This is a genomic window from Haloferax sp. Atlit-10N, from assembly GCF_003586325.1.
Lineage (GTDB): Archaea > Halobacteriota > Halobacteria > Halobacteriales > Haloferacaceae > Haloferax > Haloferax prahovense.
Map to the genome: position 1 here is coordinate 1,022,784 of NZ_PSYX01000001.1, position 22,626 is coordinate 1,045,409.

Sequence of the window (22,626 nt, forward strand, 5' to 3'; positions counted from 1 at the left end):
GTCAAGGTACGACGCTCAGATAGTAACTGCGTTCCGGTCAAGCGATGCCAAACCGGGAAACGAGTTGTCAGTTCCACCCCCGGTCCCAGGGTCGCCTTACAGCGCGCCCTGCCGGTAGATGAGGTTGCGCTGAATCTCGTTCGCGCCCTCGTAGATGACCGGGATGCGAACGTCGCGGTAGACCCGCGAAATCTTGTACTCGTTGAGGACCGACCGACCGCCGTGGAGCTGCATGCCGCGTTCGGCCACGTCGACCGCCGTCTCGGTCGACTTCGTCTTGGCGGCGGCCGCCCAGAAGCCGGCGTCCTCGTTGTTTTCGACCTTCTCGGCGGCGCGCCAGTTGAGCGCGCGGGCCGCCTCGAACTCCATGCGCATGTCGGCGAGGATGTGCTGGACCGCCTGGAACTCCGAGACGTTGCGGCCGAACGCCCGCCGCTCGTGGACGAACTCCCACGCCTCCTCGATGGCGGCGGCGGCGAGGCCGAGGCTGTGGCCGCCGACGATGATGCGACCGTGGTTGAAGAAGTCCGCGAGCATGTAGAAGCCGCCGCCCTCGGTGCCGATGAGGTTCTCCTCGGGAACCTCGCAGTCGTCGAAGACGATGTGGCCCTGCTTGGACGCGCGCATGCCCATCTTCTCGGGGATGTGCTCGGCCTCGTAGCCGGGGGTGTCCGTCGGCACGATGAACATCGAGTAGTTCGAGTAGCGGTCGTCGGTGTCGGCGGTCTTGGCGTACACCGTCAGCCAGTCGGCCTCGACGGCGTTGCCGACCCAGTACTTCTCGCCGTTGAGGACGTAGCCGTCGTCGGTCTTCTCGGCGGTCGTCTCCATGCCGGCCATGTCGGAGCCGGTCTGCGGCTCGGAGACCGCGAGCCCCGAAATCTGCTCGTTTTCGGCGACCGGGCGGAGCCACTTCTCCTTCTGTTCTTCGCTGCCGTAGTCCTCCATAATCTCGCAGCCGAACGAGGCGAGTTGGAGCGTCAGCGCGATGCCGGCGTCGGCGCGGTAGAACTCCTCGGAGATAGCGAGAATCTGCTGGAGGTCGAAGCCCTTGCCTCCGTACTCCTCAGAGATGTCCTGCGCGACGAGTCCCGCGTCCATCCCCGCCTGGAGGACCTCGTGGGGGTACTCGCCGGACTCGTAGTATTCCTCCGCGACCGGTTCGATGTGCTCTTTGGCGAACTCGCGGGCCTCCTGCTTGAGTTCGCGGGCGTGTTCGGGCACGATGGAGTCGTCGAGAAGTTCCATGTCCCGACATAGGATTGTACAGTAAAAATAGTGTATGGAACCAGTCTAAACTTCAAACTAGTTCTTCGTTAGAAACCACGACCGACCCGGCGTTCACTCGTCCGACGGAGCCTCCGCGTCGGGCGTCTTGCCCTCGATGAGCGAGGAGTCGTCGTACCGGTCTCGGAGCACCTTCTTGTCGAACTTACCGGTCGCGGTCTTCGGGACCTCCTCGATGAACACGACCTCGTCGGGGGCCCACCACTTCGGGAACTCGTCTTCGACGAGCGCGACGAGTTCGGCCTTGAGCGCCGCTTCGTCCGCGCCCGCCTTCGGGACGATGAAGGCCACGGGGCGCTCCTGCCAGCGCTCGTGGGGCACGCCGATGACGGTCGCCTCCGCCACGTCGTCGTGGGCCATGATGCTGTTTTCCAGTTCGAGCGACGAAATCCACTCGCCGCCGGACTTGATGACGTCTTTCGCCCGGTCGACGATTTGGACGTAGCCGTCTTCGTCCACCGTGACCACGTCGCCCGTCTTCAGCCAGTTGCCCTCGTAGTCCTCCGCGTTCGCGTCGGGGCGCTCGAAGTACTCGGTCGTCACCCACGGGCCGCGCACCCAGAGTTCGCCGAAGTCCTCGCCGTTCCACGGGACCTCGTTCCCGTCGTCGTCGACGACGCGCATCTCCAGCCCCGGCGCGAGCAGCCCCTGCTTGGCGCGCTTTTCGTACTGTTCTTCCGCGGGAAGGTCCTCCATCCCCGGCTTGAGATGCGCGACGGTGCCGACCGGCGACATCTCCGTCATCCCCCACGCGTGGAGCACGTCCACGTCGTACTCCTCGTCGAACCGGCGGATGACCGACTTGGGCGCGGCGGACCCGCCGATGATGATGCGTTCGAGCGACGAGATGTCCGCGTCGTGCTCGTCGAGGTAGTCGAGCAGGCCGAGCCACACCGTGGGCACGCCCGCGGTCATCGTCACACCCTCCTCCTCGATGAGTTTCGCGAGGTCCTCGGGCGTCGGCGATGGGCCGGGATAGACGTGTTTCGCGCCCGCCGCGGTCGTCGAAAACGGCAGGCCCCACGCGTTGACGTGGAACATCGGCACGACCGGCATGATGACGTCCTCCGCGCCGATGTCGAGACCGGACTTGGGGAGCGTCGCCATCGTGTGCGCCCACAGCATCTGCTGGGAGTACTCGACGCCCTTCGGCTCCCCGGTCGTCCCCGACGTGTAGCACATCCCCGCCGGTTGGTCCTCCGGGAGGTCAGGCCAGTCGTACTCGTCGGGGTAGTCGGCGATGAACGACTCGTAGTCCGTCACCGGGGACAGTCCCACGTCCTCGGGGACGTCCGAGGCCATCACGACGAACTGCTCGACGGAGGCGAACGCGTCCTCGTCGACCGCGCCCGCGAGTTTCGGCGCGAGCGACGGGTCCACGAAGATGATGCGGTCTGCCGCGTTCTCGACGATGTACTGGATGTGGTGGTCGGGGAGAAGCGGGTTGATGGTGTGCAACTGCGCGCCCATCGACGGCACGCCGAAGTACGTCTCGAAGTGTCGGTTGTGGTTCCAGCAGAAGGTCGCCACCCGGTCGCCGTCCCCGATGCCGGCGTCCGAAAGCGCCCCCGCGAGCCGTGCCACGCGTCCCTCGTACTCCGCGTACGTGTAGCGTTCCAGCCCTTCGGCGGTCCGAGAGACGATTTCGCGGTCCGGAAAGAGCTTGCCCGCGCGCCACAGGAACGGCCGAAGCGTCTGGTTGGTAGCACCTACCATACTGTCCTCTTGCGGTAAAACGTAATGATTGTTTGGACACAACCCGGCGAGACGCGGGCTGTGGATTTCGCTTCACTCGCGGGCGCGTTCACTCCTCGTCGCGGTCGGGAGCGGGTCCGTCGTCGCCGCCGCCGATGTCGCCCTCCCCGCTCTCGACGTCATCGCGTTCGTCTTCGTCGGCTATCGCCTCACCGTCGTCGTCTCCGTCGCGCTCCGCGTCCGCGACTGTCGCGTCGCCCTCCGCGTCGTCGATGGCAGCCCCGTCGGCGTCGGTCGCGGGCGTCGCCTCGCCGGGTTCGGTCTCGGAGTCGGCAGACTCGTCGTCGTCGCCGTCGTCGCTGTCGTCGTAATCGGCCGCGCGCTCCGGTTCGGCCTCCGCGACGGGCTTGGCCGCGACCAGTCGCTCGCGGACCGCCTCGCGGTCGATGGTCCCCGAGACGGTCCGCGGGAGTTCCTCCGCGGTCTCGACCAGTCGCGGACATTTGAACCCGGCGAGTCGCTCGCGGCAGAAGTCGTCGAGGTCCTCGTCGTCCGGAGGGTTCTCCGGGTCGGCGGGGACGACGAGCGCGGCGACGCGCTCGCCCCACTCGGCGTCGGGGACGCCGAGCACGACGGCGTCGTCCACGTCGGGGTGGTCCCGCAGGACCGCCGCGACCTCGCCGGGGTCGACGTTCTCGCCGCCGGTGATGATGCGGTCGTCCTTCCGGTTCAGGACGTACAGGAGGCCGTCGTCGTCGCGGTAGCCGATGTCGCCGGTCCGGAGGCCCGCGTCGGTGAAGGCGTCGGCGGTCGCCTCCGGGTTCCGGTAATAGCCGGGCGAGACGGTCGGTCCAGAGACGACGAGTTCGCCCGGCGTCCCGGGTTCGACGGCGGTGCCGTCCTCGTCGACGACCCAGAGGTCGGTGAAAAAGAGCGGTCGCCCGACGGTCCCCACGTCGGCGAACGCCTCGTCCGGGGTCGCGGTGGCGACCTGCGAGGCCGTCTCGGTCATGCCGTAGGTCGGGTAGACCGGCACCGAGTAGTTCCGACAGCGCTCGACGAGGTCGTCGGGGGCGGGCGCGCCGCCGAGGAGCACCACGCGGAGCGAATCGGAGAGCGTGCCCCTGCTGTCGAGCATCCGCTTGAGCATCGTCGGTACGAGCGAGACCCCCGTCGCGTCGTACTTGCCGATGTCGTCGGCCGCGCCGCCGGCGTCGAAGCCCTCGCGGAGGACGACGGTCGTCCCGTACAGCGGGCCGCGGAGAATCGGGCCGATGCCGCCCATGTGGTGCAGCGAGAGCGTGACGAGCCACCGGTCGTCGGGCGAGACGCCGAGTCGGAACGCCCCGGCGACGGCGTTGGCGAGCAGATTGCCCATCGTGAGTTTCACGGCCTTCGGCGTCCCGGTCGTCCCCGAAGTAAAAAGCAGGAGCATCGTCTCCGAGAGCGACCAGCCCGCGGGTTCGACCCGTTTCGGCGCGATAGACGAGAGGTTGATGACGCCTTCCCAGCGCGGGTCGTCCACGGAGACGACAGGCACGTCGGTCGTGGCCTCGACCGCCGTCGACTCGGTGGACTCGCCGCAGACGAGCGTCGTCACGTCTGCGAGTTCGACGTTGCGGCCGACCTCGTCGGGGGTGAGTCGGTCGCTGAGGGGGACGAGCACCGCCCCGAGCCGCGTCGCGGCGTGGATGAGTCGGACGTAGTCCACGCCGGGGTCGAGAACGACGCCGAGGTGGTCGCCGGCCTCGACGCCGAGCGCGGCGAGTTGGCCGGCCGTCTCGTCCACGAGCGCGTCGAGTTCGCGGAAGGTCCACGAGTCGCCGGTCGCGGCGTGGATGAGCGCCTCTCGGTCGGGCGTCGCGGCGACCCGGTGGGAGAGCCAGTCGCGCATCGGTCCGGCGAACCCGCGTCCCTCGCCGCCGGGTGCGGAACCGTCAGCGGCGGAGCCCTCATCGCCACCGTCTGAACTGCCGGTGGCGGTTGCGTCGTCGTCGGTTGAGTCCGCAGGCGCGTCGTCGGGGTAATCTCCCGTCATCGCTCAGTGCGAGACGAACTCGACGAGGACGCCGCCCGTGGACTTGGGATGGAGGAAGGCGACCTCGTGGCCCCACGCGCCGGGGCGCGGTTCCTCGTCGATTCGGTCGACGCCGGCGGCCTCGGCGGTCCGGAGCGCGGCCTCGATGTCGTCGGTCTCGATGGCGACGTGGTGGATGCCGCCGCCGCGCTTGTCGAGGAACTTCGAGATGGCACCCCCCTCGTGGGGTTCGAGCAGTTCGAAGTAGCCGTTTTCGAGTTCGAGGAAGACGACCGACATGCCGTCGAACGTCTCCTCGTGGGCCACGGGCGCGTCGAACAGCTCCGCGAACAGCGCGGCCAGTCCGGCGGCGTCGGGCGTGGCGATTCCGACGTGGTCGAAGTGCATGTCACCAGTTCGTCGGGCGCAACGGATAAACCCAGACGGTTCGATACTCATGTCATGATAGTAACCACAACTGAGTCGGTCGTCGGCCGCGACATCGAGGTGACGCTGGGTGCCGTCCGCGGGAACACGATTCGCGCTCGGAACGTCGGCCGCGACATCACGCAGGGGCTCCGAAACATCGTCGGCGGCGAACTCAAGTCCTACACCGGGCTGATGGCCGAGGCGCGCGACGAGGCGACAGACCGGATGGTGGCCGAGGCGGAGGCGATGGGTGCCGACGCCGTCGTCGGCGTCCGCTACGTGACCGCCGAGGTAACGCAGGGCGCGGCCGAGATTCTGGCCTACGGGACCGCTGTCAAACTCGTCGGTGACGCCGACGCCGACGACGACGCGGAATCGGCGTCCGCGTCGAACGCCGACGTGGCGTGAGCCGACGGTGACGCCGACGTCTCGGCGCGCCGTCCGCGACCCGCGGCGGCTCGCACGCGGGTTCGCTCGACTCGCCACAGACCTGACCACAGTCGCCGTCTTCGCCGTGCTCGCGGCCGCGTGGGCGGTCGGTTTCTTCGGCGTGTTGCCGAAGGAGATTTGGGTCGTCGACTTCCCCGCGCTGGTTGCCGCCTTCTTCTTCGACACGCTCGCCGCCAACGAGTTCGGCGTCCGCGAGACGGCGACGTTCTATCCGGCGCTCGCCGTCTTCGGCTACCTCGAAGCGATGGTCGTCGTGGCGGTCGGCCGGGTGCTCCGAACCCGACTCGTCGGGGTCGGTGAGTGACGCGAAAGCGGGACACGCGTCGAGAGCGGGGACGAAAATGAGCGCGGAAGCGCGCGTCAAGAGCGGGACGCGGGAGTCGTGACGGCCGTGAGGGGTGTGGTGGTCGTGAGAGGCGTGGCGTGTGCGAGGTGTGAGGGACGCGAGCGGGGGCGGTGTGGAACTCACGGCGGTCGGTCGGTCCTCAGTCGCGGGCGGTCCGGGCGACCGTGACCTCGACGGGGACGCCGGGCACGTCGACCGTCAGCATCGAGCGGTCGGCCCGGGTGACGACGGCGCGGGCGACGGCGACGATGGCCGCGACGGTGACGGCGACCGCGAGCGACGCCACGGGGTAGGTGACGACCGCGACGACCGCGGCCATCGAGGCGAGCAGGACGGCCTGCGTCGCCAGCGAGGGCGCGGGGCGGTGATGCGAGGGGCGATAATCGGAGACGGTACGACTGTCTCGGGAGCGTCTTCGTGACATTCGTCTGGTGAGGTGGACAATCGGATGCGATACCGGGGGCTCTCGGGTCGAAGAGCCCCGCAACGCGACGGCCGCCGCTCGAACATCGAGCGACTGGTGGCGCGAACCTCGCGCCGACAGACGGCGGCCGGGCGTGTGACGGGTTTAGAATGCGATAAGCGGCATCATAAGCCTCGATTGTCTCCACTCGAGGGGTGATAATAAAACTCGTTAGCCGGGTGAATGTATAATCCTAGTGACTAGTTGGCACGGGCCGAGACGGACTGGGCGGTCGGACTGGAGGGGAGCAGAACGTGGCCGCCGGGTCGGGGTCGGTGGTCGCGCCCCGAGTCTCGGTGGTGACTCAGGCCATACCGGGTTCGTACTCGCCGAACTCCTCGCGGAGGACGCCGCATATCTCGCCGACCGTCGCGTAGGCCTTGACCGCCGTGACGATGAGCGGGAGGAGGTTCTCGTCGCCGTTCGCGGCGGCGCGGATGTCCTCCAGGGCGGCCTCGACGGCCGCCTCGTCGCGGTCGTCCTTCCGGGATTCGAGCGACTCGACCTGCTTGCTCTCATCTTCCTCGGCGACCTCCTGGACCTCGACGGTCGGCTCCTCGTCCACCTGATACTCGTTGACGCCGACGATGACGCGCTCGCCCTCCTCAATCTCGCGTTGGCGCTCGTAGGCCACGTCCTGAATCTCCCGCTGGACCCACTGGTTCTTCACGGCGTCGAGCATGCCGCCGCGGTCGTCGACCTCGTCGAGCAGGTCGAACGCCTCGTCTTCGATGTCGTCGGTCAGCGCCTCGACGTAGTAGCTCCCCGCCAGCGGGTCGATGGTGTCCGCCGCGCCCGACTCGTGGGCGAGAATCTGCTGGGTCCGAAGCGCCGTGCGGACCGACTTCTCGGTCGGCAGCGACAGCGCCTCGTCCTTCCCGTTGGTGTGTAGCGACTGCGTGCCGCCGAGGACGGCCGCCAGCGCCTGATAGGCGACTCGGACGACGTTGTTCTCGACCTGCTGGGCGGTGAGCGTCGACCCGCCGGTCTGGGTGTGGAACTTCAACTGCATCGACTTCGGGTTCTCCGCGCCGAAGCGCTCTTCCATAATTTTCGCCCACATCCGCCGGGCGGCACGGAACTTCGACACCTCTTCGAGGATGTTGTTGTGGGCGTTGAAGAAGAAGGACAACTGGGGGGCGAACTCGTCCACGTCGAGGCCGGCGTCGACCGCGGCCTGCACGTACTGGATGCCGTTGCCGAGGGTGAACGCGACCTCTTGGGCGGCGGTCGAGCCGGCCTCGCGGATGTGGTAACCGGAGATGGAGATGGTGTTGAACTTCGGCGTCTCCTCCGCGCAGAACTCGAATATGTCCGTGATGAGCCGCATCGACGGCTCCGGCGGGAAGATGTAGAGGTTCCGCGCGATGTACTCCTTCATGATGTCGTTCTGGATGGTGCCGCGGAGCTCCTCGCGGGGGACGCCCTGCTTGTCGCCGAGCGCGACGTACATCGCCAGCAACACGGCCGCCGGGGCGTTGATGGTCATCGACGTGGAGACCTCGCCGAGGTCGATGCCGTCGAACACCGTCTCCATGTCGTGGAGGCTGTCGATGGCGACGCCCGACTTCCCGACCTCGCCGGCGGCCATCATCGCGTCGGAGTCGTAGCCCATCTGCGTCGGCAGGTCGAACGCGAGCGACAGCCCCGACGAGCCGTTGTCGATGAGGTAGCGGAACCGCTCGTTCGTCTCGGCGGCCGTCCCGAAGCCGGCGTACTGCCGCATCGTCCAGAGCCGCCCGCGGTGCATCGTCGGGTAGACCCCGCGCGTGTAGGGCTTTTCGCCCGGGAAGCCCACGTCCTCGTCGTAGTCCACGTCGGCGTCGTCGGGCGTGTAGAGCCGCTCGACGACGTTGCCGCCCGTGTCCGTCGTGAACTCCTCTTTCCGCTCCCCGAAGCGGTCGAGCGTCGGCCCCAGCGTCTCCTCTTCCCACTCGGCTTTCGCCTCCCGAATCTCTTCGAGCTCGTCGGGATCAAACATGGTCGAAGATGTGGTTTGTCCCTACTTAAGCGTACGCGGGTCGGCGAATCGCGGTGCCGCCACCGACTGCGGGTGCGACGAGGACGGGCGCGAGACCGCGAGACCGACGGCGGCGGACGCGGTGAAGGCGGAGCGCAAACGCGCCCGCGACGGAACCCACGAATCCGGCCGCTGCGACCGATTTTATGTCGCTCGCGCGCCCTGCTTCGCCATGGACATCCTGACCGACGAGACGCGGCGGTTCCTCGCGGCGACCGCGCCCGAACACGACGCGGTGCAGGCCGAGATGGCCGCGTACGCCGACGAGCATGGCTTTCCGATTATCGGCCCCGAAGCGGGCGGCGTGCTCCGCGTCCTCGCGCACCTCGCGGACGCGAAGCGGCTGTTCGAGTTCGGGTCCGGCTTCGGCTACTCCGCGACGTGGTTCGCCGAGGGGATGGCGGACGACGCCGAACTCTACCTGACGGAACACGACGCCCACGAACTCGACATGGCGCGGGACTTTCTCGACCGCGCCGGCCTCGCCGACCGGACGACCTTCCTCGAAGGCGACGCGCTCGACCTGTTCGAGGGCGTCGACGGCGAGTTCGACCTCGTGCTCTTGGACCACCAGAAACACCGCTACGCCGAGGCGTTCGACCTCGTCGCCGACCGCGTCACGGAAGGCGGCGTCGTCGTCGCCGACAACGTGATGCGCGGCCCCGTCGATTTCGGCGCGCTCACCGACTGGAGCGAAGGGAAGGCTGAGGCGCTGGACGGGGCCGACGCCGACACCCGCGGCATCGCGGCGTTCCTCGACGCGGTGCGGGCCGATCCGCGGTACGAGACCATCGTTCTCCCGGTCGGCAGTGGTCTCGCGGTCAGCACGCGGGTCGAGTGAGCGCGCGACCGTCGGCCCGGGCTCGGCCCGCCGCGCACCGACGTTCGCCACGCTTTTGAGCGCCCACCCCGACCCTTCGGGTATGTTTGGAGGCGGCGGGATGAACCCGCGAAAGATGAAGCAGATGATGAAGCAGATGGGCATCGACGTGACGGAGCTCGATGCCGAGGAAGTCGTCATCAAGACGGCCGACGAGGAACTCGTCTTCTCTGACGCGCAGGTCACGCGCATGGACGCGCAGGGCCAGGAGACCTACCAAATCGTCGGCGAGCCCGAGACGCGCGAACTCGGTGCCGGTGACGACGGCGACGGCGACGACGAGGCCGCGGAGGCCGCCGACGCCATCCCGGCAGACGACGTGGCCATCGTGGCCCAGCGCGCCGGCGTCCCCGAAGACGAGGCCCGCGAAGCGCTGGAGGCCGAAGACGGCGACCTCGCCGCGGCCATCTCGCGACTGGAGTGATACTCCTCGTCCACGGCGACCGGGAGTACCTCCGGGCGCCCGGCGACGAGCTGCACACCGACCTCGGGATGCTCACCGTCCCCGAGGACGTCGACGCCGGCCAGACGCTCGAGACCCACATCGGCGAGGAGTTCCTCGTCCGCGAGCCGCGCGGCCCAGACCTCTTCAACCACTTCGAGCGCACCGGCGCGCCGATGATGCCGCGCGACATCGGCCTCATCGTCGGCCACACCGGCGTCGCGGCCGGCGAACGCGTCCTCGACGCGGGCACCGGCACGGGCGTCCTCTCGGCGTACCTCGGTCGCCTCGGCGTCGACGTGACGACGTTCGAACGCGACGCCGAGTTCGCCGACGTCGCCCGCGAGAACATGCAACTCGCCGGCGTGGAAGAACGCGTCGACGTTCGCACCGGCGACATCACCGACGAGGTCGACGACCTCTCGGAGTCGGCGTTCGACGTGCTCACCCTCGACACCGAGAACGCGCCCGAGGTCGTCCGCCACGCGCCGGACCTCCTCGTGACGGGCGGCTACGTCGCCGTCTACTCCCCGTTCGTAGAGGGCACGCGCGCGGCCGTCGAAGCCGCCAGAGAGGCGGGCCTGTCGGACGTGGAGACGTTCGAGACGATTCAGCGGCACATGGACTTCAACGACCGCGGGTCGCGCCCCTCGACCGCCGGCGTCGGCCACACCGGCTACCTCGTCTTCGCCCGCAACGAGTGAACGACGCCGACGCCGCCGGGCCAGCCCCGCTTTCGGCCCGCCGGCGTCGCCTCACCCGACGCCGCGAATCACGCGAAACAGCTCTTCTCTGAACCGCTCCGGCTCGATTACCTCGCGGAGCGCCGCCGCCGTCTCCGCGTCGCCGCCGCGAACCTCGCGGGGGTACGCGCCGCCGGTCAGGAGGAACTCGCCGTCGACTGGCGTCACCGCGAGGTAGGCGTCGGCCGCGAGTTCGACCCCCGCGAGTTCGACGGTCGCGGCGTACCGAACCACGTCGGCCTCGGCTTCGGTCCCGCCGTCGCCGGCGGAATCAGTCTCGTCGCCGCCGCCGACTCGCACCCGAAGCGTCCGCGACTCGACGCGCCGAACGTCCGAGAAGCCGCGCGCTCCGAGGCGCGATTCGAAACCGGCGCTCGCGCGCTTGCCGACCAGTTTCGTCAGCGCCTTCGACGGGGGCGTGTGCGGCCGAATTTCGAGGCGGCTGGCGAACAGGAAGCGCCACGGGCCGTCGGCGGTCGCCGGGACGCGCTCGCGGATGGCGGCGTCCTCGTAGACGACGGTCCGGGCGACGACGCTGACGGGGCCGAGTTCGAACGGCCGGTCGGTCGCGTCGTCGACGCGGACCCACCCCTCGAGCGGCGGGAGCGTCGGCGGGGCGAGCGCGTCGGGCATACCCCGCGTTACGGACGGAGGGCTGAAAAAGGCGAGTCGCTCAGTGGTCGTCTTCGCGCCACTTGTGGTCGCACTCGACGCAGGTGAAGAAACGCGTCTCGGACTCGTCGGCCGAGCGAATCTGCTTCATCTCGTAGCGCGCCACGTCGTGGCCGCACTTCGGGCAGATGGTCTTCGTCGTCGGGCCGATGTCGGCGTTGTCCACGTCGGACATGTCGACGACCTCGCTGGACTCTTGGCCTTCGGTCGTGACCATCGACTTCTCCTTTTCGCTGTCGCGCGCTTTCTCGTGGCCGTTCGGACAGACCCAGACGCCGTCTTGCGGCGTCATCAGGGACCCGCAGTCGTCGCAAAACTCCATGATAGTACGTCCTACCGCTTGAGGGACTTAAGCGTCAGGATTGCGCCCCGCTCGCGGGGTGAGCACTGAAAAAGCCGATGTCGAACGGGCGGCTCAGGCGTCGCCGTCGGACTGCCCCGGTTCGCCGAGCGCCTCGATGGGCATCGCGTTGTTCAGTTCGTAGTACAGGTCCTTCGCGTCGGCGAACTCGGCCGTGAGGCAGTTCGCGACCAACTCGCCGAGGTCGGCGTTCCCGTCGGCCATGAGCACCGTCACACCGTCGAGGGAGGCCGCGGCGTCCCGGCGCGAGACCGGGTACGAGAGGTCTTCGAGAAGGGATTCGACGCGGCCGAGCGTGATGGAATCTTGCACGATTATTCATTATACATGCAGCGCCTTAGCAGTTGTAGGAGCCGTGCTAGCACGGCTCTCTCGGAGGACTGAGGGAGGTAATCAACCGAGTGCGCCGTCGAAAAGGTGTCTCCCGCCCGTTCCTATTCGAAGTCGGGGTCGCGCTTGTCGAGGAAGGCGTCCATCCCCTCGCGCTGGTCGTGGGTGCCGAACAGGCCGCTCCAGACGCGGGCCTCGAAGTCGAGCGCGGCGTCCCGCGGGGCGTCGTGGGACATGTTGATGGCGGCTTTCGCGCCCGCGAGGGCGTGTCGCGGCTTCGACGCGAGGTCCGCGGCGAGGTCCTCGACGTGCGAGTCGAGTTGGTCGTGGGCCACGACCTCACCGACGATGCCGTACTCGTGGGCGTCGCTGGCGTCGATGCGCTCGCCGAAGAAGATGAGTCGGCGGGCGACTTCGTCGCCGACGAGCGCCGGCAGGCGGACGCTCCCGCCCCACCCGGGCATGATGCCGAGGTCGATTTCGGTCTGGCCGAGCAGCGCGCGCTCGGAGGCGACTCGGAGGTCACACGCCAGCGCGAACTCCATGCCGCCGCCGAAGGCGTAGCCGTTGATGGCCGCGATAGTCGGGGCGGGGAACTCCTCCAAGCGCGTCGCGATGCGGTGGCCCTGCTCGGCGTACGCCTGCGCGGCGGGCGACCCGATGTCCTTCATGTAGCCGATGTCCGCGCCCGCGATGAACGCCTTCTCGCCCGCGCCGGTGAGGACGACCACCCGCGCGCCGCCGTCTTCGGCCTCGTCGAGCGCGTCTTCGAGCGCGTCGAGCGTGTCCGCGTTGAGCGCGTTCATCTGCTCGGGGCGGTCGATGGTGATGGTCGCCACGTCGCCGTCCCAGTCGAGTCGGAGGGTGTCCCAGCTCATAGTCGAGCCGACGCAAGGGACAGGGATAATAATTAACGTTCCGCGGTCGCGCTGAAGAATCCAGAACAACGTTATACCCCCTCCGTCGAATCCACCGATATGACGCTCTCCGACGAGGCGAAAGAACGCCTCGCCGACATCGTCCGGCTCCAGCCGACGAAGAACAAGGAGTTACAGAACCGCTGGGACCTCGAAAGCGGGAGCGAAGTCCACCGCTACCTCGAGTCCGAGCTCAAAGACTACTACTACCGCGACGACAACAGCCTCATCCGCGCGACGGCCGAGGCCGCCGAACTCGTCGGCGTCGAACCCGGCGTCGAGGGCGACGACGAGGCCGAGTCCGTACCGAGCGTCATCCGGGTTCCCTCGCTCGAAGCCCGCGTCTTCGAGGTCGTCGCCGGCCCCGACGATCGCTCCGAGAGCGTCGTCAGCGTCCTCAACAAGCTCCGAGAGGAGTTCGACATCGACCCCGACGTGGACGACGTGCGCCGGGCGCTCCAGAGCCTCCGCCGCAAGGGCGTCATCGAGGTCGTCTACCGGACCGTCCCCACGTTCCGCCTCGCCGTCGCCCGCGACGAGGTCGACGTGGAAGTCGTCTAATCGCCCGTTTCAGCGGTCGCTACGCTCGCCGCTCGAACACCAGCGCGTAGTGGTACGGCGGGATGTCGATTTCCGCCGTCACCGCGAGGCCGACCGCGTCTTCGACTATCGCCGCGGTCTCCTCGGGGGCGAGGCGCAGGTCCGTCGGCGGACCGCGGGGCTCACCGCCCACGGTCGTCTCCGACCGGGGGAGCGGTCGCCAGTTGACGACGACGAACCGGCCGCCGTCCGCGAGGACCGAGTCGACTTCGGTCAGGAACTCGTCGCGGTCGTCGACCCCGTGGAACGCGTTCGCGAAGAGCGCCACGTCGACGGGGTCGGACACGTGCGCCGATAGCTCGCGAGCGTCGCCGCGAACCGTCGCCACGTTGTCGATGCGCTGCTGGTCGGCGAGCTGTTCGAGTTCCGCGAGCAGTCCGTCGTCGAGGTCGACCGCGTAGACGGGAGCCGGGGCGACGATTCGCGCCGCTGGGAGCGCGAAGTAGCCGTTTCCGCAGCCGATTTCGACGACGGTGTCGCCGGTCGACAGCCCGAGTTCCCGAAGCGTCTCGCCCGGCGTCGGCCAGAGCTTTCCCCACCAGTCCCAGTCCGGCAGGCTCGTGTTCTGGAATCGCTCCATACCGCCCGGTCAGAGGGGCACGAATTTAGGCGTTCTCACTACCGCGTTCGGCACGGTCTCTGGCGCGCTCGCGCCGCGCGTCCAGAATCCGGCGCACGCCCTTGCCGGGGCCACCCTCGATAGGCCAGCCCTTCATCCGCCACGCCGGGGGCTCCGGCTCGAACGACGGACAGGAGTGGGCGCACTCGCGCTGGCTCTGATAACAGCCTTTCGCGGCGCACCGAGGGACGAGCGCCCGGCCGCGACGGTCGAGTTCGAAGTGCCGGCAGTCGGGCCGCATCGTGTCCACGTAGTTCCGCCAGCCGCGGTCGTAGGCCCGCTCGGCGAGGACGAGTCGCCGCCGGGCGTCTTCCGGGTCGGGCGAGAGCGAACTCGGGTGCCACAGCACCTCCGCCGAGTCGTCGTCGACGCCGAGGATGCCGACTTCGACCGGCAGGTCCTCCAACAGTGCGGGTTCGACCCGCCGGCCCGTCACCTCGGTGGCGACCCAGACCTCGTCGGCGAGCGCCCGCGACACGTCGTGTTCGAGTTGGTCCGCGAGCGCGCGGGCGGCGCTGGCGTCGAGGTCCGGCTTGTTCTCGATGGCGACGACGCGCTCGACCCAGTCGGGGTACGGGGCGGTCCGCCGGTACTCGACGCGGTTCCGCGAACCGCGGCGCTTCTCGACCAGTCCGAGCCCCGCGGCGCGGTGGACCGCCGGCACGACGTGTCGCCACGGGAAGTCGGGTTCGGGGACGGCGTCTCGGTACCACGCCCACTCGGCGGGCGCGTGGCGGACGACGCGCAACAGGTCCGAGTCGAAGCCGTCGGTCGAGAGGGCGCGCCGGGCGGCGAACGCCTCGGGGTCGACCTCCACGACGACGGTGTCCCAGCGGCGCTCTCGGGTGCCGAGCTGTCGGGCGACGAACGCGGGGCGCGAACCGTCGGGGTGCCACGCGCGCTCGGCCCAGCGGCAGACCCGCAGCTCGAAGGCGAACTCGGGGTCGCGGTCGGCGGCGTCGCTCACGACCGGGAGTCGGAGCGGGGAGCCGAAGGCGTTTCGGTGGAGTCTCGGCGCGCGGCCCGACGCCGCGAATGTCGTCGCACGCGTCGAATCGCGGCGCTGCCGCTCGCTCTCGTCGCGTCTCGGGCGTCGGCCGGTCCGGCCGACGCTACTTCAGGTACTTGTGCTCGCCCTCGTTCCTCTCGGCGAGTTCGTCGAGGAACTCGTGTGCGCGCTCGAATATCTCGCGGGGGCCGTCCTGCGTGATGGTGTTGATGGCCTGCTCGTAGTCGCGCCACTGGAGGTCGCGGTGCTCCGTCGAGAGCTCCGCGGACGCCTCGAACGAGCGCGCGATGAAGAGGTGGACCGTCTTGTGAATCGTCGTACCGTTCGCCTCGAAGACGTAGCTGTAGTCCTCGCGGAAGCCGTCGATGAGACGGAAATCTGCGATTCCCGCCTCCTCTTTGACCTCCCTGATTGCCGTTTGCTGAAGCTCCTCGTCCCCTTCGACCCCGCCCTTCGGGAACTCCCAGTCCCCGGGACGGCTCTTCAGGAGTAAGTACTCCCTCCGGCCGCGGGTGTCGCGGAAGAGAATGGCTCCAGCGCTAACCGCTTCGACTGCCATTACCCGAAATAAACGTGCCACCCTTTAAGAGGGTATCGGAGGCTGTAGCGTGTTCGCACGGTCGTTCGTTCGGGATTCGGGTGGCGGAAGCCCGGGGTCCCCGGTTCGTGTAGATGCGCTTTTACCGTCGGAGCGTGCAACAAGGAGTAGTACCCAGCTATGGCCTTCGTCACAAAACTCACCTTTCAAAGCGGTGATAAGGCGGTCCTCGACCGAGTGGTCGACGACCTCAAGCAGTTCGTCGAGCGGAAGGGCGCGGAGTGCCGCGGCCCCCACTCCGACCAGCCGAAGCAGGTGAGCGTCCCGCAGTATCGGACGCTCCAGCCCGGCGACCAGTTCTCGTCGTGGACCTACCCCGTGTACACCCGTCGGCTCGAAATCCACGGCGCGGACCAGATCGCCCGCGAAGTCGGCCTCAAGGAGTTCCCCGACAGCGTCCACCTCGAAATCGAAGTCGAACAGAAGAAACCGCTCGGTCACCGTCGCTGACGGCGGCCACGGAGCGCGAAAGAAGACGCGGGTCTGCGCTTTTTGTCTGCTTTTTCGACCGCTCAGGCGTCCGGCCCGAGGACTTCGACCACTTCGCCGGTACCGACGTGGTTGGTGGCGTCGAACGACGTGACCTCCAGCCGAATCTTGTCCTCGACGGCCGCGCCTCGGCCGTCTTCGACCCGGATGATCGAGTCGCCGATGCGGACGGTGAGACCGTCGCCGTTGCGCTCGCTGACGTAGGCCGTGATGACCTCGCCGGGTTCGAACGTCGGCGTCGCGGTACGGAACGTCCAGCCGGCCAAGAGCTTATCGAGGCGGCTCATACGCGGCTCACCTCCTCGCTCGTGCGGTCGGAGACGTACTCGCGGCCGTAGCCGGTCCACGCGGCGAACAGGAACACCGCCACGAGGAACCAGCCGTGGAACACGTAGGGGAAGACCGACGCGGGGTTCACGAGCATCTCCGCCGTGAACCACGGCGTCGCCTCGCCGCCGACGAGGCCCTGCATGGCCCCGTAGCCCGCGAGTAGGCCGCCGCCCCACGGGAAGATGTACCCCAGCGCCGAGGTGTTGGCGTCGAGGATGTTGGCGCGGCGGTAGCCGTTGATGTTGAAGCGCTTGCCGAGCGTGGCGACGTAGGGCGCGATGGCGATTTCGGCCGCCGTGTTGATGGTGACCGTCGCGTTGACGAGCGCCGTCCCGACGACCATCGTGGTCTCCGCGCGGCGGACCGTCGTGGCGACGCGGTCGATGACGAGTTCCTGAATCGCGTCGAAGCCGCCGCCGGCGCGCATGACTTCCGCGCCCGCGACGAGCAGCAGCGTCAGGACGATGAGCGGGAAGAAGCCGGCCGCGCCGGAGTAGACGCTCCCGCCGACGCCGACCTGCCCCGCGGGGACGGTCTCGACGACGGCCCCGAGGAGCGGGAGCGCCTCGACCGCCTGCGTGAGTCCGTTCTGCGGCGCGCTGAACAGGAGCATGCTTCCGACCGAAACGTCCACCAAGTTCGCCGCGCCGAGCGCGACGTTGAACGCCGCCGCGAGGAGCAGTCCCCACGAGACGGCCTCGATGATGTGTCGGCCGCGGACGGCGAGCGCGATGACCACGGCGATGTCGAGCAGGTGGACGAGTCCCCACGGCGACACGGACGCGGAGACTTCGCCGGCCACGTCGACGTACGGCATGCCGCCCCAGACGCCGGGGATTCCGAAGCCGGCGACGAGGTACGCCGCGATTGCGAGCGTCGCCGCGACGACGGCGTACTTCACCCGCGAGGCGACGACGCCACCGATATCGGCGTCCTGCGTGACCGCGGAGACGATGGTGGTGTCACTGACGGGCGCGAGGTTGTCCCCGAACACCGCGCCGGAGAGAATCGCGCCGAACAGCAACACGGGGTTCGCACCGAGGAGGAGCCCCGCCGGGAAGACGAGACTCGTGAAGGCGATTGCGGTGCCGTAGCCGGTGCCGATACCGGTCGCCAACAGCGCCGCGAGCAGGAACGTCACGGCCGGGAACAGCCCCGGGCCGACGTTCAGGACCGTGGCCGCCCAGACGAGGCCGTCGACGAAGCCGCCGACCTGGATGGTCTCGGCGAACATGCCCGCCCAGAGCCACGCGACGACCGCCGTCGCGGCGACCCGGCGGGTCATGCCGGCGAAGACGACGTCCGCGTAGTCCTTCCAATCTCCCCGGACGAACAGCAGTCCCACGATGAGTCCTGTCAGCATCCCCGCGACGAGGCCGGTCGTATCGCCGATACCGAGGATACCACTCTGGAAAATCGCCCACGCGATGAACAGGGCGATGGGCAGGGCGCTCACGAGGCGCCCGCCACGGAAACTGAGCTCGATGTCCGGTTCTTCTGGCATCGTTTGTCAGAGATTGACTGTGATATATAATAGGCACGAATTTCCTCCAACTATTTCTTCCAAACTTGAGTTTCTCGGCCACGAACCGTCGGGAGCGTTTATCATCGCCGGGAGAAAAGAGTCCGGACATGAGCCACCGAGCGACGATGGACGACCTCGTCTCGCTTCGCCGCGACCTGCACCGCCACCCCGAACCCGCGTGGCGCGAGTTCTACACCACCGCCCGCCTCGTCGACGAACTGGAGACGCGCGACCTCGACGCGCTCTACGTCGGCCCGGAGATACTCGACGCCGACGAGCGCATGGCCGTCCCCGACGACGCCGAACTCGACGCGTGGTTCGAGCGGGCCCGCGAGGCCGGCGCGCGCGAGGACGTTCTCGACCGCCTCGTCGGCGGCTACACCGGCGCGGTCGCGGTCGTCGAACGCGGCGAGGGCCCGACCGTCGGGCTCCGCGTCGACATCGACGCGCTCCCAATCACCGAATCCGAGGACGGCGACCACCTCCCGGCCGCCGAGGGCTTCCGCTCCGAGAACGAGGGCTTCATGCACGCCTGCGGCCACGACGCCCACGCGACAATCGGTATCGGCGTCCTCGACGCCGTCGTCGAGTCCGACTTCGAGGGGACGTTCAAGGTGTTCTTCCAGCCGAGCGAAGAACAGGTCGCCGGCGGGAAGGCCGTCGCCGAGGGCGGCCACCTCGACGACGTTGACTACCTGCTCGCGCTTCACGTCGGTCTCGACCACCCGACCGGCGAGGTCGTCTGCGGCGTCGGCGGTTTCCTCGCGGTGTCGCACTTCCGCGCCGAGTTCACCGGCGCGCCGGCCCACGCGGGCGCGAAGCCCGAGGAGGGAAAGAACGCGAACCTCGCGGCCGCGGCGGCCACGCAGAACCTCTACGGTATCTCCCGGCACTCCGACGGACCGACCCGCGTCAACGTCGGCCTGATGGGCGGCGGCACGGCCACGAACATCGTCGCCGAGGAGGCGTTCATCGAAGGCGAGGTGCGCGGCGCGACGACGGAGCTCATGGAGTACATGGAAGACCGCGCCCACACCGTCATCGAGTCGGCGGCCGCGATGCACGACTGCGAGGTCGAAATCGGGGTCGAGGGGAAGGCCCCGAGCGCCCGGAGCGACGACGCGCTCGCGGCCATCGTCGGCGGCGTGAGCGAGGGGGTCGAGGGCGTCACCTCGATTCTCGAAAGCGACGACCTCGGCGGTAGCGAGGACGCGACCTACCTCATGCAGTACGTCCAGGACCGCGGCGGTCTCGCGGCCTACGTCGGCGTCGGCACCGACCACCCCGGCGGCCACCACACCCGAACGTTCGACGTGGACGAGGAAACCATCCGCATCGCCGTGGACGTGCTCGCCGGCAGCGTCGAACGAATCGCCGCTGGCCGGCCCTGAGTCGAGCGAAGAAACGCTGATTCGCGCCGAGAGCGCCGCTTGAGCGATTTACGGCCACCTCGGCTCGTCGGAGCTGACTCGCGCTCGACCGGATCGCCCGCGACGAACCGCCAGCGGTTATTTGTCCCCCCCGTGCATAGCCGCCAGCGATGGGGTTCCTCGGAGATGAATCGACCGAAGACGCAGACCTGCGTCCGGGTCTCGCAGTCGTCGGCATCGCCGTCGGCGTCGCGGTCGTCCAAGTCGCCGTCTTCCCCGACAGCCCCGAGGTTCACTGGCTCCGGTTCGCCGTGGAACTCCTCTTGGTTCCGATTCCGCTCGCCGGCGCGTTCGTCGTCGGGAGCGTCCGCGATGTGCAGACGATTTGGCGGCCGTTGTACGTCGGGACCGCGCTGGTCGCCGTCTACGCCGTCAGCGACGCGGTCGACGAGGTCGTCGTCCAGCCCGAGGCGTTCACGCTCGTCTTCGAGGACGGAGCGCTTCTCGTCGGGTCCGCCGCGCTCGCGGTCGGCGCGGTCCGGTGGTCGACCCACCGCGACGCCCGCGAGACGGACCTCCGCCGCCGCAACGACCGGCTCGACCAGTTCGCGTCGGTCATCACGCACGACCTCAGAAACCCGCTGAACGTCGCCCAGATGCGGCTCGAACTCGCCCGCGACGGCCACGGGACGGAGCACCTCTCGACGGTCGCCGACGCCCACGACCGGATGGAGGCGCTCATCCAAGACGTGTTACAGCTCGCCCGAGCCGGCGAGTCGGTCGGCGAGGTCGAGCGCGTCAGCCTCGCCACCGTGGCCGCGGACGCGGTGACGAACACCAGTCTCGGCGCGTCGGGCCTGACCGTCGAGGCCGACGCGGAACTCCTCGCCGACAGGGGACGGCTCACCGCCGTCTTCGAGAACCTGTTTCGGAACTCGGTGGAACACGGTTCTACAGGCCGTCGGGAGGGTCCCGGCGACACTGTGGAACAGGGTTCCACGGGCAGTCGGATTTCATCCGACGACGCTGTGGAACACGGTTCCACAGGCAACCGGACTGTGTCCGGTGACGCTGTAGAACGCAGTTCGACAGGCAACCAGACCGCGTCTGACTCCGTCGAGCGCGGCGCGGCAGGTGGTCCACCGTCACCCGACGAGGCACCGAATCCGGGGGTCAGACGACCGGTTCCGGACGCCACCGACGGGGGAACGCCCGGCGTCAACGTCCGGGTCGGCCCGCTGGATGACGGCTTCTTCGTCGAGGACGACGGCCCCGGTATCCCACCGGAAGAACGGGAGCGCATCTTCGAGTCGGGCTACAGCACCGATTCGCGGGGGACCGGCCTGGGCCTCGCTATCGTCTCCGGCGTCGCCGACGCGCACGGCTGGGAGGTGACGGCGACGGACGGCGAAAACGGCGGTGCCCGGTTCGAGTTCCGAAACGTCTCGTTCGCGGCGGGGTCCGAGGTCAGTACTTCGGGTCCGCGCCCGTGAGTTCGTAGATGTCGTCCATGATGCGGTCCCGCTCGACCTTCCAGCCCTCGAGGGCGCTCGGTCGGGTCGGGTAGCGGCCGTAGTGGGCCAGCAGTTCGTCGGCGAGGCGCTTGACTTTGAAGAACTCGTAAATCTGGCTCCAGTGACCGTAGCTCGACGCCGCGGTCTGCGCGAGGAGGACGGGGCCGAACGAGGTCGTTCCGGAGTAGAGCGCCTCGGCGAGTTTCTCGCCGGGGATGGAGGCGATGAGGCCCATCAGGTCGTCGACGTCGACGGCGGTCGAGAGGATGTTGTACACGTCGAGGCTGGCGTAGCGGCCGCCGAAGTGGTCCATAACGCGCTGGTTGTAGCGCCAGAGCATCTCCTCGCTCACGTCGCCCGCGTCGAGCGCGATAGCGGCCTGCTCGCCGGCGTACTTGCCGGCGTAGGCCGCGCCGGCGATGCCGCCGCCGGTCGTCGGGTTGACGTGGGCCGCGGCGTCGCCGACGGCCATGTACCCCGGCGCGGTCGCCGAGTCGTAGGGTCGGCGGGTCGGGAGCGCGGCACCGAGTTTGTCGATGACCTCCGCGCCCTCGAACTCGGGGCGCTCGCGGAGGTCCTTCTTCAGGTCGTCGACGAGCTTCATCGGCTCCTCCGTCATCTGGAAGCCGAGGCCGGCGTTGATTTCGGTCTCGGTCCGCGGGAAGTACCAGACGTAGCCCGCGGCGACCTCGGCCGGCTTGAACACGAGCGCGTCGGACCACTCGACGGGTTCGGGAACCTCGACGACCTCGCGGTACGCCGACGAGAAGTGCTGGTAGGAGACGTTCGTGTCGAAGGTGGCGTCGGAGAAGTCCACCTTGTCCTGGAGGAGCGACAGCGAGCCCGCGCCGTCGATGACGATGTCGGCGTCGTACTCGACGACCTCGCCGTCGTGTTTGCCGACGATGCCGGTGACGGTGCCGTCGTCGTCCTGTTTCACGTCCTGGACGACCGTGTCGTAGTGGAGTTCGACACCGGCCTCGTCCGCGCCCTCGATGATGAGGCGGCCGTACTCCCAGCGGTCGATGACGGCGAGTTCGCCGGGGACCGGGATATCGAGGACGGTGTCCTCCTGCGGAATCTCGAAGCGGCCGTGGTCGACCTCGGTGTTGGTGAACGCGGGCTCGATTTTCGACTTCGGAATCGCCTCGGGGAAGGCGTCCGCGCCCTTCAGGGCGTCCCCGCAGGCGATGTGTCCCGCTTCCTCCGCGGACTTTCGCTCGACGATGGTCACGTCGTAGCCCGCGTTCGCGATGGTGGCGGCGGCGTAACAGCCGGAGGTTCCCGCGCCGACGACCACCACGTCCACGGACTGGGTCCGTGGGCTCGCCGAGGACTCCTCGGCGGTGTCGTTCTCGTCTGTGGACATGGTATCACCTCCATATCGCGGGCTGAAAACTCTTTACTCCCGCACCGACCGTTCGGGAGGGGTTCGACGGAGACGGCCCGGCCGAGATGCGGCGCTCGAACGGTCGAGAACGGAGAACAGGGGAACGAAAAAGACAGGGAAACGAGGATTC

General features: G+C 68.4%; 25 protein-coding genes. 9 read left to right on the forward strand and 16 right to left on the reverse strand.

Translation table 11 applies throughout. The features are described 5' to 3' along the window. Positions 1-96 precede the first annotated feature (96 nt). From C5B91_RS05365 to mce, 4 genes are all read right to left on the reverse strand, one after another. Positions 97-1,248, reverse strand: coding sequence for an acyl-CoA dehydrogenase family protein (locus C5B91_RS05365; protein WP_008093181.1), 1,152 nt, complete (start codon positions 1,246-1,248; stop codon positions 97-99). Between the two features lie 93 nt (positions 1,249-1,341). Then, on the reverse strand, positions 1,342-3,003 hold the full coding sequence (locus C5B91_RS05370; protein ID WP_008093182.1) for a long-chain fatty acid--CoA ligase: 1,662 nt from the start codon (positions 3,001-3,003) through the stop codon (positions 1,342-1,344). A gap of 88 nt (positions 3,004-3,091) precedes the next feature. Continuing rightward, positions 3,092-5,020 (reverse strand): o-succinylbenzoate--CoA ligase, encoded by a 1,929-nt coding sequence (menE, locus tag C5B91_RS05375; protein ID WP_115819196.1) that lies wholly within the window; start codon positions 5,018-5,020, stop codon positions 3,092-3,094. A gap of 3 nt (positions 5,021-5,023) precedes the next feature. Next, positions 5,024-5,407, reverse strand: a complete 384-nt coding sequence (gene mce, locus C5B91_RS05380) for a methylmalonyl-CoA epimerase (protein ID WP_008093184.1) — start codon at positions 5,405-5,407, stop codon at positions 5,024-5,026. A 54-nt stretch (positions 5,408-5,461) separates the two neighbouring features. Between mce and C5B91_RS05385 the strand changes: the two genes are divergently transcribed. Further along, positions 5,462-5,836, forward strand: coding sequence for a YbjQ family protein (locus C5B91_RS05385; protein WP_008093185.1), 375 nt, complete (start codon positions 5,462-5,464; stop codon positions 5,834-5,836). 7 nt (positions 5,837-5,843) lie between these two features. Then, complete coding sequence (locus C5B91_RS05390) at positions 5,844-6,182, forward strand: hypothetical protein (RefSeq protein ID WP_008093186.1); 339 nt, start codon at positions 5,844-5,846, stop codon at positions 6,180-6,182. Between the two features lie 181 nt (positions 6,183-6,363). On the opposite strand, the gene C5B91_RS22625 is transcribed toward C5B91_RS05390, so the two are convergent. Then, a complete protein-coding gene (locus C5B91_RS22625; protein ID WP_233514186.1) occupies positions 6,364-6,648 on the reverse strand; it encodes a hypothetical protein in 285 nt (94 codons plus the stop codon). A 343-nt stretch (positions 6,649-6,991) separates the two neighbouring features. Then, positions 6,992-8,668, reverse strand: coding sequence for a methylmalonyl-CoA mutase (locus C5B91_RS05400; protein WP_008093188.1), 1,677 nt, complete (start codon positions 8,666-8,668; stop codon positions 6,992-6,994). 211 nt (positions 8,669-8,879) lie between these two features. Here C5B91_RS05400 and C5B91_RS05405 point away from each other — a divergent pair, with 211 nt between their 5' ends. From C5B91_RS05405 to C5B91_RS05415, 3 genes are all read left to right on the forward strand, one after another. Further along, a complete protein-coding gene (locus C5B91_RS05405; RefSeq protein WP_049968419.1) occupies positions 8,880-9,548 on the forward strand; it encodes an O-methyltransferase in 669 nt (222 codons plus the stop codon). 82 nt (positions 9,549-9,630) lie between these two features. Then, positions 9,631-10,011, forward strand: a complete 381-nt coding sequence (locus C5B91_RS05410) for a nascent polypeptide-associated complex protein (RefSeq protein ID WP_081909204.1) — start codon at positions 9,631-9,633, stop codon at positions 10,009-10,011. Further along, entirely contained in the window at positions 10,008-10,733 is a 726-nt protein-coding gene (locus C5B91_RS05415) for a methyltransferase domain-containing protein (RefSeq protein ID WP_008093192.1), read from the forward strand. The genes C5B91_RS05410 and C5B91_RS05415 overlap by 4 nt, the downstream gene beginning before the upstream one ends. Before the next feature lie 51 nt (positions 10,734-10,784). Here C5B91_RS05415 and C5B91_RS05420 read toward each other — a convergent pair whose 3' ends face one another. The 4 genes from C5B91_RS05420 to C5B91_RS05435 all read right to left on the reverse strand — a co-directional run bounded on the left by C5B91_RS05420 (position 10,785) and on the right by C5B91_RS05435 (position 13,013). Then, positions 10,785-11,405, reverse strand: a complete 621-nt coding sequence (locus C5B91_RS05420) for a DUF6517 family protein (RefSeq protein WP_115819197.1) — start codon at positions 11,403-11,405, stop codon at positions 10,785-10,787. Positions 11,406-11,445: 40 nt separating this feature from the next. Beyond that, positions 11,446-11,766, reverse strand: a complete 321-nt coding sequence (locus C5B91_RS05425; protein ID WP_049905217.1) for a transcription factor S — start codon at positions 11,764-11,766, stop codon at positions 11,446-11,448. A gap of 93 nt (positions 11,767-11,859) precedes the next feature. After that, positions 11,860-12,117, reverse strand: a complete 258-nt coding sequence (locus C5B91_RS05430; protein WP_008093196.1) for a hypothetical protein — start codon at positions 12,115-12,117, stop codon at positions 11,860-11,862. 122 nt (positions 12,118-12,239) lie between these two features. Continuing rightward, positions 12,240-13,013 (reverse strand): enoyl-CoA hydratase/isomerase family protein, encoded by a 774-nt coding sequence (locus C5B91_RS05435; protein WP_004977135.1) that lies wholly within the window; start codon positions 13,011-13,013, stop codon positions 12,240-12,242. Positions 13,014-13,112: 99 nt separating this feature from the next. Between C5B91_RS05435 and C5B91_RS05440 the strand changes: the two genes are divergently transcribed. Further along, positions 13,113-13,613, forward strand: coding sequence for a DUF5797 family protein (locus C5B91_RS05440; RefSeq protein WP_115819198.1), 501 nt, complete (start codon positions 13,113-13,115; stop codon positions 13,611-13,613). A gap of 19 nt (positions 13,614-13,632) precedes the next feature. Here C5B91_RS05440 and C5B91_RS05445 read toward each other — a convergent pair whose 3' ends face one another. The 3 genes from C5B91_RS05445 to C5B91_RS05455 all read right to left on the reverse strand — a co-directional run bounded on the left by C5B91_RS05445 (position 13,633) and on the right by C5B91_RS05455 (position 15,839). Further along, a complete protein-coding gene (locus C5B91_RS05445) occupies positions 13,633-14,232 on the reverse strand; it encodes a class I SAM-dependent methyltransferase (RefSeq protein WP_049968422.1) in 600 nt (199 codons plus the stop codon). Between the two features lie 25 nt (positions 14,233-14,257). Continuing rightward, positions 14,258-15,238: a DUF5787 family protein gene (locus C5B91_RS05450; RefSeq protein ID WP_008093201.1), complete on the reverse strand. Its 981-nt coding sequence runs from the start codon at positions 15,236-15,238 to the stop codon at positions 14,258-14,260. A gap of 145 nt (positions 15,239-15,383) precedes the next feature. Further along, positions 15,384-15,839: a bis(5'-nucleosyl)-tetraphosphatase gene (locus C5B91_RS05455; protein WP_008093204.1), complete on the reverse strand. Its 456-nt coding sequence runs from the start codon at positions 15,837-15,839 to the stop codon at positions 15,384-15,386. A 159-nt stretch (positions 15,840-15,998) separates the two neighbouring features. On the opposite strand from C5B91_RS05455, the gene C5B91_RS05460 reads away from it, so the two are divergent. Continuing rightward, entirely contained in the window at positions 15,999-16,328 is a 330-nt protein-coding gene (locus tag C5B91_RS05460) for an uS10/mL48 family ribosomal protein (protein WP_008093206.1), read from the forward strand. Positions 16,329-16,390: 62 nt separating this feature from the next. Here the strand turns inward: C5B91_RS05460 and C5B91_RS05465 are convergent, their stop codons facing one another. Both C5B91_RS05465 and C5B91_RS05470 read right to left on the reverse strand, forming a co-directional pair. Further along, on the reverse strand, positions 16,391-16,654 hold the full coding sequence (locus C5B91_RS05465) for a hypothetical protein (protein WP_008093208.1): 264 nt from the start codon (positions 16,652-16,654) through the stop codon (positions 16,391-16,393). Beyond that, positions 16,651-18,201 (reverse strand): Na+/H+ antiporter NhaC family protein, encoded by a 1,551-nt coding sequence (locus C5B91_RS05470; RefSeq protein WP_008093210.1) that lies wholly within the window; start codon positions 18,199-18,201, stop codon positions 16,651-16,653. Before C5B91_RS05470 ends, C5B91_RS05465 begins: the two co-directional genes overlap by 4 nt. Before the next feature lie 128 nt (positions 18,202-18,329). Here C5B91_RS05470 and C5B91_RS05475 point away from each other — a divergent pair, with 128 nt between their 5' ends. Together C5B91_RS05475 and C5B91_RS05480 are read left to right on the forward strand one after the other, a co-directional pair. Beyond that, a complete protein-coding gene (locus tag C5B91_RS05475; protein ID WP_049905216.1) occupies positions 18,330-19,613 on the forward strand; it encodes an amidohydrolase in 1,284 nt (427 codons plus the stop codon). Positions 19,614-19,762: 149 nt separating this feature from the next. Then, positions 19,763-21,085 (forward strand): HAMP domain-containing sensor histidine kinase, encoded by a 1,323-nt coding sequence (locus C5B91_RS05480; protein WP_049968423.1) that lies wholly within the window; start codon positions 19,763-19,765, stop codon positions 21,083-21,085. Here C5B91_RS05480 and C5B91_RS05485 read toward each other — a convergent pair. Then, positions 21,060-22,475 (reverse strand): geranylgeranyl reductase family protein, encoded by a 1,416-nt coding sequence (locus tag C5B91_RS05485; RefSeq protein ID WP_115819199.1) that lies wholly within the window; start codon positions 22,473-22,475, stop codon positions 21,060-21,062. The two genes, C5B91_RS05480 and C5B91_RS05485, sit on opposite strands and share 26 nt — an antisense overlap. Positions 22,476-22,626 lie beyond the last annotated feature (151 nt).

What these genes read in the sequence shown, in the direction of transcription:
- mce (WP_008093184.1), bottom strand. Translation starts at nt 5,407, where the DNA reads ATGCACTTCGACCACGTCGGAATCGCCACGCCCGACGCCGCCGGACTG.
- C5B91_RS05435 (WP_004977135.1), bottom strand. Translation starts at nt 13,013, where the DNA reads ATGAGCTGGGACACCCTCCGACTCGACTGGGACGGCGACGTGGCGACC.
- C5B91_RS05480 (WP_049968423.1), top strand. Translation starts at nt 19,763, where the DNA reads ATGGGGTTCCTCGGAGATGAATCGACCGAAGACGCAGACCTGCGTCCG.
- menE (WP_115819196.1), bottom strand. Translation starts at nt 5,020, where the DNA reads ATGACGGGAGATTACCCCGACGACGCGCCTGCGGACTCAACCGACGAC.
- C5B91_RS05405 (WP_049968419.1), top strand. Translation starts at nt 8,880, where the DNA reads ATGGACATCCTGACCGACGAGACGCGGCGGTTCCTCGCGGCGACCGCG.
- C5B91_RS05440 (WP_115819198.1), top strand. Translation starts at nt 13,113, where the DNA reads ATGACGCTCTCCGACGAGGCGAAAGAACGCCTCGCCGACATCGTCCGG.
- C5B91_RS05470 (WP_008093210.1), bottom strand. Translation starts at nt 18,201, where the DNA reads ATGCCAGAAGAACCGGACATCGAGCTCAGTTTCCGTGGCGGGCGCCTC.
- C5B91_RS05365 (WP_008093181.1), bottom strand. Translation starts at nt 1,248, where the DNA reads ATGGAACTTCTCGACGACTCCATCGTGCCCGAACACGCCCGCGAACTC.
- C5B91_RS05410 (WP_081909204.1), top strand. Translation starts at nt 9,631, where the DNA reads ATGTTTGGAGGCGGCGGGATGAACCCGCGAAAGATGAAGCAGATGATG.
- C5B91_RS05420 (WP_115819197.1), bottom strand. Translation starts at nt 11,405, where the DNA reads ATGCCCGACGCGCTCGCCCCGCCGACGCTCCCGCCGCTCGAGGGGTGG.
- C5B91_RS05465 (WP_008093208.1), bottom strand. Translation starts at nt 16,654, where the DNA reads ATGAGCCGCCTCGATAAGCTCTTGGCCGGCTGGACGTTCCGTACCGCG.
- C5B91_RS05485 (WP_115819199.1), bottom strand. Translation starts at nt 22,475, where the DNA reads ATGTCCACAGACGAGAACGACACCGCCGAGGAGTCCTCGGCGAGCCCA.
- C5B91_RS05425 (WP_049905217.1), bottom strand. Translation starts at nt 11,766, where the DNA reads ATGGAGTTTTGCGACGACTGCGGGTCCCTGATGACGCCGCAAGACGGC.
- C5B91_RS05455 (WP_008093204.1), bottom strand. Translation starts at nt 15,839, where the DNA reads ATGGCAGTCGAAGCGGTTAGCGCTGGAGCCATTCTCTTCCGCGACACC.
- C5B91_RS05370 (WP_008093182.1), bottom strand. Translation starts at nt 3,003, where the DNA reads ATGGTAGGTGCTACCAACCAGACGCTTCGGCCGTTCCTGTGGCGCGCG.
- C5B91_RS05460 (WP_008093206.1), top strand. Translation starts at nt 15,999, where the DNA reads ATGGCCTTCGTCACAAAACTCACCTTTCAAAGCGGTGATAAGGCGGTC.
- C5B91_RS05475 (WP_049905216.1), top strand. Translation starts at nt 18,330, where the DNA reads ATGAGCCACCGAGCGACGATGGACGACCTCGTCTCGCTTCGCCGCGAC.
- C5B91_RS05385 (WP_008093185.1), top strand. Translation starts at nt 5,462, where the DNA reads ATGATAGTAACCACAACTGAGTCGGTCGTCGGCCGCGACATCGAGGTG.
- C5B91_RS05400 (WP_008093188.1), bottom strand. Translation starts at nt 8,668, where the DNA reads ATGTTTGATCCCGACGAGCTCGAAGAGATTCGGGAGGCGAAAGCCGAG.
- C5B91_RS05445 (WP_049968422.1), bottom strand. Translation starts at nt 14,232, where the DNA reads ATGGAGCGATTCCAGAACACGAGCCTGCCGGACTGGGACTGGTGGGGA.
- C5B91_RS22625 (WP_233514186.1), bottom strand. Translation starts at nt 6,648, where the DNA reads ATGTCACGAAGACGCTCCCGAGACAGTCGTACCGTCTCCGATTATCGC.